We start from the raw sequence: 7,330 nt of genomic DNA, 5'->3' as shown, positions 1-7,330 counted from the left end.
AACAAACCGTCAACAACTCCGCGTACAGGCCAGTAGTGAAACCTGGGCCGCCCCTGTCTGCGGTGTTGGACGGGCTAGTGAAACCGCGACCGCCCCTGCTTCGCGTGAATCGCCGGATATTGGTGTTTTTCTTCAGGCAGGGGTGGTCTGGGTTTCATACGGCGCCCGGCAAGGGGTGGCGGGGGTGGTCTGGGTTTCACGCGGCGCCGGACAAGGGGTGGCGGGGGTGGTCTGGGTTTCACGCGACGCCCGAGAAGGTGCGGCTGCGTGGCCCTGGGTTCCCACCTGGTCTGGGGTGTGGTGCCTGCCGTGTTTAGTGGCCTTGTTTTTCTTCTGCGGTGTCGGTGTTGTTGATGATGAGGTGGTCGAGGCGGAAGGGGTCGGTTGTTTCGGTGGTGGTGACCAGGCCGTTGATGGTTTGTGTGTCTCCGGTGAAGGGGTTGGTGGCAGTGCCTGCCCATGTGGTGGTCAGGGTGATGGTGCGTGTGGCCTTGGGGTAGGGGCCGTCGAGGAAGGACTTCCATCCGTCCGGTGCCTTGTAGTAGTGGCGTATCAGGGTCGGGTCGGTGTTGGGGTCCATACCCTCCTCCCACGCTGCTCCTGGTGAGGAGGTGACTGTGCCCGGGGTGTCGTCTCCCCAGTCCCACGTGTATTCCTGGGCTGTGAGGGTCACGGTGACATCCCTCCCCAGGAGCCGCACCGTGTGGGTTTGGGTGGGGTGGGTGACGTTGACGAGGGTGGGGATGCGCCGGTTCGTGTAAGACACCCCATCGGGACGCTTGCGCAGGCCTGCACCGTCGGGGTGGATGAGGGTGGCTGCTGCCAGGAGGAGTTCGCGTGTGGTGGGTGGCCTGTTCTGGGGTGCGTCCTGGCCGGGTTCGGGTGGCGGGTAGGCGCACACCCAGCTCCCGTGCGTGAAAGGGTCATCCCCAAACGGATTCGACTCCACCGCACAATGAGCGAAATCAAAATACGCACCAGCCTCACTCGCAGGAGTCGCCTCATTCGACTGACGCACCGTATCATCACCCGCAGTCGTGACCGAACCCGACGTTGGTTGACCTGCTTGCCGGACTTGTTGTTGCTCCCATAGGGCAGCCGCGAGATCGCCTCCATCACGCGTCACCTCGAGACCTTGACGATTGTCGTCAATATCGTCAGCGATGGCCGCGGGAGGAATACTCACAAACAAGAGACTAACGACAGGCACCAGTGTCGACACTACAATGGCCTTACTATTCTTCATGAGTCTTCGCACTTCCCTGCGTCTCTACCCATCGTCCATCTTTCCAGGTCATGAACAGGGACATGGTGGACGTATACTCCTTCTCCTTTACAGTGATCTTCTGACCTCTGCAAGTGACGCCATCACTGGACTTGAGTTCGAACCTCACACCAATAGTGTTTGGTTGAACGTTTCCTCCGTCAGCGGGAACAGGCTCAAGCCGAAGTACATGTACGACCGTCGACTGATTTCCGTAGGTCCAGCCATCCCTATAGACCTCGTTTATCCGCCGGATATACTCAGAAGCGAACTCCGATGAAGGGTCTGACATATCAGCTAACGGTGAGGTGTCTCCGGTGTTCCATGCATAGACGCCAAGTGCGAGGTAGTGTTCGGCTGCTGCTTCTGCTCCTCGCTCACTGTTTTCTGTGGCTGCCTGGGGGAGCTCGGGCAGGGGGTAGGTGGAGGCGGCGTGCTCGGCGGGCCTGACCAGGACGCCGTCGGGGCCGACCTGGTAGCCGCCTGACATCGCCGCCTCACTCGACACACTCGGCCCCGGGGTGGGAGCCTGGCCCGACATGACAGACCGCGTGGGCTGGGCCGTGGGGTTCTCGCCCCAGGCACGCCACCAGCCCTCGGCAACACCGTTGATGTAGACGGCATAGCAGCCCGCGACGATCAACAGGACGATGGCGATGCGGATACCCCAATCCACCGGATCAGCCCGCAACCACGCCGCCACACCCCCTCCCGAGGTTCCGCTGAAGGCGGCGCCACCCTCACCCGGCCCACCCTCCCCGCTGCCCTCACCACCGCGTACACTACCGCGTACGCGCGGAACCCAGGCCCAGCCCGGCCGCCACCTCCTCGGCCCGATGAAACGCCGACCAAAGAGGCCTCGCCGGGGCTGAATCGAGCGCAGGAAGGCCTCTTCCTCCTCCTGGCTCACGGGTCGCTCGGACAGGGGTGGTATCTCCATGGCGTGTGCCCTCCACACTGAGGTCTCCTCCAACGCGCCCCCACCACAGGGACCGCGCCCTTACACACCACCATACGCCAAGAACCGACACGAAACAATAACAATACGCTGTAATCATCATCTGGGCGTTTCAGCTACCGCCCGGCTCGCCAGTGAGCCGTCGCATGTTTTTGCACGTCAACCGCCGAGTGCCACCGTGAGCCACAGTCGTCCTCGAGGGGAGCGCCTCCCGCCCATGAAGCGGCGGGCAGACTCGGTGGGGACTCGACGAGCAAGCCACGCGGCAGCACGTGCTCGCAAGCCCGTTGACGAGAAGCACGTCGGGATTGCGGGTTGCCGCACTCGATGGTTGGCTGCAACCCCCTCATCGCCCATCCGCGCGGCGCGTGTGCTGCCCGGCGGCCCGCAGACACGCACGGGGCAGTGATGGGGCCAGGCGTGCCGGGCGACACATGCCGCCAGGTGGCATGCTCGCCCACTAGATGGCAGTCCTAACCCACCGATGGGCGCGTTGACCCACCTAGTGGCGCATGGGCACCGCCGCCCACGTTCCACCAGGTGGGTTAACCTGCGCAGTAGGGGCGGGGGAGGGGACTAACGGGTTGCCCCGCAGCTCGCGCCGCAGAGCGGGCGCCTCACTCGCCGCCCTTGCGGCGGCGGATGCGCTTGCGAGTGCGGGGTGCGCGCTCGGCGGGCGCAGAACCAGCGGCACCGGAAGCTCCCTCGGCGGACGAGCGCGGCGAGTGCTCGCCGCGCCCGCGGCCCCTCGTCCCGCGATCCGAGCGGCCACCCTTACCGGCGTTCAGCGTGCGATCCCCGTCCTGGGACCCGCGCGACCGAGAGCCGCGCGCCGAATCCGAAGTGTCGCCCGAACGCGCCGAGCGCCCGCGGCCGCCCCGAGAGGCGCCTCGGGACCCGCCGCGCGAGCCGCGGCCTCGGCCTTCGCGGCGAGGAGATGAACCGCCCAGGTCCTCCAAGACCTCAGCATCCAGGCCGGCGCGCGTGCGCTTGGCGCGCGGCAGACGCCCCGTCGTGCCCTCGGGAATATCGAGGTCGGTGAACAGGTGCGGGGACGTGTGGTAGGTCTCGAGAGGATCCGGCACGCCCAGGCCCAGGGCCTTGGAGATGAGCGACCAGCGCGGCGTGTCGTCCCAGTCCACGAACGTCACCGCCGTCCCCGAGTTCCCGGCGCGACCCGTGCGCCCGATGCGGTGAATGTAGATCTTCTCGTCCTCGGGGCACTGGTAGTTGATGACGTGGGTGACGTCGTCGACGTCGATGCCGCGCGCGGCCACGTCCGTGGCAACCAGGACATCCACCTTGCCCTTGCGGAACGCGCGCAGCGCCTGCTCGCGCGCGCCCTGCCCTAGGTCTCCGTGCAGCGCGCCCACCGCGAAGCCGCGGGCCGTCAGATCCTCGCCCAGGCGGGCAGCCGTGCGCTTGGTGCGGCAGAAGATCACGGTGCGACCGCGCCCCTCTGCCTGCAGGATGCGGGCCACGACCTCCACCTTGTTCATGGCGTGAACCCGGTAGATGACCTGCTTGACCGTGTTCACGGTCTGGTTCTGATCGTCCGGATCCTGCGCGCGAATGTGCGTGGGGTGAACCATGAAGCGGCGCGCCAGGGCGACCACCGGTCCGGGCATTGTCGCGGAGAAGAGCATGGTGTGGCGGTTCTCGGGCACCCGGCCGAGCAGCGTCTCCACGTCGGGCAGGAAGCCCAGGTCCAGCATCTCGTCGGCCTCGTCGAGGACGACCGTCTCGACGCCGGACAGGTGCAGGTGCCCCTTGCGCAGCAGGTCGATGAGGCGCCCGGGAGTACCCACGACGATGTCGGCCCCGCGCGTGAGAGCCTCGATCTGGGGTTCGAAGGCGACGCCGCCGTAGATCTCCACGATGCGGGTGGACAGGTACTTCGCGGCGTCGCGCAGGTCCTGAGCGACCTGCTTGGTGAGCTCGCGTGTCGGCAGGATGATGAGGGCCTGGGGCTTGTTCGGGTTGAGCAGGTCCTCGTAGCCCTCCTCGTCGGGAGCGATGACATCCTCCAGGACCGGGATGCCGAAGCCGAGAGTCTTGCCGGTGCCCGTCTTGGCCTGGCCGATGATGTCGTGGCGATCCAGCGCGGGCCCCAGGGTCAGCGCCTGAATCGGGAAGGGGTGCGTGATTCCCTTATCCTCGAGCGCGTCAACGATGGGGTCGGTGACGCCAAAGTCGGCGAAAGACTTCTTGTCCAGGTCCTCGTCACCCTTGTCGGTAATGTCGGGGGTGGCTTCCTCCTGCGCCGGGGCCTCGGGGTGGATGTTGCCCAGGCGCACGACCCCCGCCGAGTACTCGACGGGCGAGGCGTCGGCGGGCACCTGGGTGCCGCTGGCCTGGTCGGTTGCGTCGTTGCCGGGGGTGGGCGCGGTGGCCTCAATGCTCGTGTTGGTCACGATCTACCTTGTCTCCCGGACTCTTCCGGGGTTGGGGTCGGTGCCGATCGCGCATTGCCTGGCGCGGGGATGCACGTCCGCGCCTCCGTGTGAAGAGTCAAGAATGCGACCGGTCTTTGATTGGTCGCTGTTCAGTGTAACCGTGCCGACCGCAATAGCGGGGGAGGGGATGGTCACAGAGCGGCCGTGTCGGGGGTGCTTGCGGGGGCGGAATGCGGCTCACGCGGCGCCGTCAGGCACTATGCTGGAGTCATGGCACACGACTACGTTCCCGTTCCCGCCGAAGACGCCGACGTCGTCGGTATTCTCGCCTATTCCTCGCTGGCGTTCATGACTCGCCTGGCCAAGGACGGCGAGCAGGCACCGTCCTTCGAGGCCCACGTCGAACACGCCCGCATGTCCGCCCAGTGCTACGCCCTGTATCGCCAGCTTGAGGTGTGGAGCCAGCACCGCGGATTCGACCTGATGGCCGCCGCCGAGGTCTTCTCTCGAACCTACGATGACCTGGACGCGCGCACGCGCCCCACGACCTTCGCCGAGCGCAGCGTCAAGACCTTCATTACGCGCGGCATGCTCGGAGACATGATGCTGCGCGTCGCCCAGACACACAAGCTCTTCGAGGGCATGGAGGACGTGTGGCCCTTCGAGCAGGGACACTGGGTGCGCGCGCACCTCGGGCCGCGAATCGAGGAGGACCCGCAGCTCGCGGCTCGCCTGTCCCTGTGGGGTCGGCGCGTCGCCGGCGAGGCCCTCGGTCTGGTGCGAGCAACCCTGTTCACCTACCCGACGCTGGCGGCCACCCCGGAGAACGCGGACGCGATCACGGAGTACGTGATCGCGCGCCACGGGGAGCGCATGCGCGACATCCACCTCAAGGCCTAGCTTCGGCCCCGCGTGGCGGCGGCCCCGCGGGGCGGCCTCGCGCGTACGAGCGTCAGGCCGGTGCCGGGCGGCTGCGAGGACTATGCTCCCGGCCTCGTCGCCCCTCGGGGTCAGCCGATCGCGAAACCGACGCGGCGCTCGTTCTTGCTGGCGATCTGCACGTAGCCCAGGGCACGGGTGGGAACGAGGAGACGCTGCCCCTTGGAGCCGGTGAGGTCGAGGAGGCCGTTGGCTGAGGCGAGCGCCTCGTTGACCTTCGACACGAGTTCGCTCTCGCTCATGTCAACGTCGAGGGCGAGCTGGCGGGTGTTGTCACGAATCCCGATGAAAATCTCCATGAATGCTCCTTGCTGGAAAAAGCCGTCACCACCATCATATGTGTCACAGATGCCGGCGGTGTCTGCCAGTATTGCGTCATGAGCGAAATCAAGGTCAGGTTGCGTGCGCGCCCCGCCTCGTGGTGGCGGCTGCCCGAGCTGAACCCCCAGCAGGCGGAGGTCCTTCGCGCCTCGCGGGTCGGCGACGTCGTCGCCCGGGGCGCCCCCTCCTCGGGGCGCAGCACGTGCGCGCTCGCGGCATTCGAGGCGGAGAACGCCGCGGGACGCTCGGCCGTGATCCTCACCCCTGACCGCGCTCGCGCCGACCTGCTCACCCCCCGCGCGCAGGCCCTCGCGCCCGACGCGGTGCGCCCCTGCCGCACCCCCGCCTCCTTCGCCTACCAGGTGGTGGCCACCTGGCGCACCCAGCGCGCCGTTCCCCTCGACGGGGTCGAGCTGGTGACGGGATCCTCCCAGGACCAGATGCTCGCCCAGCTTCTCGAGACCGTGGACGCTCCCTGGCCGAGTGAGATCGGCCCCCAGATGCGCGCCATGCCCGCCTTCCGCGCGGAGCTGCGAAACCTGGTCGCCCGCGCGGGGGAGGCCGGGATGAACGCGGCGTCGCTGGTCGAGGCGGGGGGCAGGTTCTGCAGACCCGAATGGGAGGCCGCGGGCGCCATCGTTGCCGCCCTCGAAGAGGGCCCCCAGCGCAGCCCGGAATACTCGGGGACCCTGCGCGTGGACCTGTCGCGCATCCAGTCCCTCGCCGCCGACCTGATCCGCTCCTGGCAGAGCGAGGCCCCCACGCGCGGGGTGCAGGCTCCCTGTCCGGTGCCCGACCTCGTCGTCGTCGACGACCTCCAGGACTGCACGCCCTCGACGCTGACCCTTCTCGCGGCGTGCCGCGAGAAGGGGGCTCGGATCGTTGCCTTCTCCGACTCGGACGTCGCGGTCGCCGGGTACCGGGGCGGCGAGCCGCACCTCGACCGCCGCCTCGCCTCCCTCCTTCGCGTGGACATCCGTGAACTCGGCCAGGTGTACGCGATGTCCGCGCCGGTGCGCGAGCTCGCCCGGCAGGCATGCTCGCGCATCACCCAATCCGGCTCGCCTGCCCGCCGCAACGCCCGGGTCGGCGACGACGCGCCCCGGGGAGGCCTGGTGACGCACCTGGGGGCAACGCCCTCGCAGATGGGCGCCCTCATCGCTCGCGCGCTGCGGTCCCACCACCTGCACGACGGCATCGACTTCGCGGACCAGGCCGTTATCGTGCGCAGCGCATCCATGGTCGCCGAGACGCGCCGCTACCTGGCGCGCGGCGGCGTTCCCCTGGTCGGCGGCGGGCGGGCCTTCGACTTCGCCAGCCAGCCCACGACGCGCCTCCTCCTCGACCTCATCACGGTGCCGACGGGCTCCACGGGCACGGACGAGGCCGCCCGCCGCGAGCTGGCCGAGCGCCTCCTGCCCTCGCCCCTCGTTCGCGCCGACCCCCTGGCCA

Annotated in this window: 5 protein-coding genes and 1 pseudogene; 2 read left to right on the top strand and 4 right to left on the bottom strand. The window is 67.9% G+C overall.

The genetic code is table 11. The annotated features are described in order from the left end of the window. Positions 1 to 313: 313 nt before the first annotated feature. The 3 genes from HMPREF9006_RS10560 to HMPREF9006_RS04005 form a co-directional block, all read right to left on the bottom strand. The gene (locus tag HMPREF9006_RS10560; protein ID WP_009212268.1) at positions 314 to 1,186 is read right to left on the bottom strand and encodes a hypothetical protein; all 873 of its coding nucleotides are present in this window, start codon (positions 1,184 to 1,186) and stop codon (positions 314 to 316) included. A 49-nt stretch (positions 1,187 to 1,235) separates the two neighbouring features. Further along, positions 1,236 to 2,204, bottom strand: a complete 969-nt coding sequence (locus HMPREF9006_RS04010; RefSeq protein ID WP_009212267.1) for a DUF6318 family protein — start codon at positions 2,202 to 2,204, stop codon at positions 1,236 to 1,238. A gap of 635 nt (positions 2,205 to 2,839) precedes the next feature. Continuing rightward, the gene (locus HMPREF9006_RS04005; protein ID WP_009212266.1) at positions 2,840 to 4,636 is read right to left on the bottom strand and encodes a DEAD/DEAH box helicase; all 1,797 of its coding nucleotides are present in this window, start codon (positions 4,634 to 4,636) and stop codon (positions 2,840 to 2,842) included. A 252-nt stretch (positions 4,637 to 4,888) separates the two neighbouring features. On the opposite strand from HMPREF9006_RS04005, the gene HMPREF9006_RS04000 reads away from it, so the two are divergent. Further along, positions 4,889 to 5,518: a ferritin-like fold-containing protein gene (locus HMPREF9006_RS04000; protein WP_009212265.1), complete on the top strand. Its 630-nt coding sequence runs from the start codon at positions 4,889 to 4,891 to the stop codon at positions 5,516 to 5,518. Between the two features lie 110 nt (positions 5,519 to 5,628). Here the strand turns inward: HMPREF9006_RS04000 and HMPREF9006_RS03995 are convergent, their stop codons facing one another. After that, on the bottom strand, positions 5,629 to 5,856 hold the full coding sequence (locus HMPREF9006_RS03995) for a DUF3107 domain-containing protein (protein WP_009212264.1): 228 nt from the start codon (positions 5,854 to 5,856) through the stop codon (positions 5,629 to 5,631). A 78-nt stretch (positions 5,857 to 5,934) separates the two neighbouring features. Between HMPREF9006_RS03995 and HMPREF9006_RS10800 the strand changes: the two are divergent. Further along, positions 5,935 to 7,330, top strand: a pseudogene (locus HMPREF9006_RS10800) (UrvD/REP family ATP-dependent DNA helicase); the annotation flags it as partial.

It is taken from the genome of Actinomyces sp. oral taxon 180 str. F0310 (genome assembly GCF_000185285.1).
Lineage (GTDB): Bacteria > Actinomycetota > Actinomycetes > Actinomycetales > Actinomycetaceae > Pauljensenia.
This window is presented reverse-complemented; position numbering and strand designations above follow the sequence as displayed.

What these genes read in the sequence shown, in the direction of transcription:
- HMPREF9006_RS04010 (WP_009212267.1), bottom strand. Translation starts at nt 2,204, where the DNA reads ATGGAGATACCACCCCTGTCCGAGCGACCCGTGAGCCAGGAGGAGGAA.
- HMPREF9006_RS04000 (WP_009212265.1), top strand. Translation starts at nt 4,889, where the DNA reads ATGGCACACGACTACGTTCCCGTTCCCGCCGAAGACGCCGACGTCGTC.
- HMPREF9006_RS03995 (WP_009212264.1), bottom strand. Translation starts at nt 5,856, where the DNA reads ATGGAGATTTTCATCGGGATTCGTGACAACACCCGCCAGCTCGCCCTC.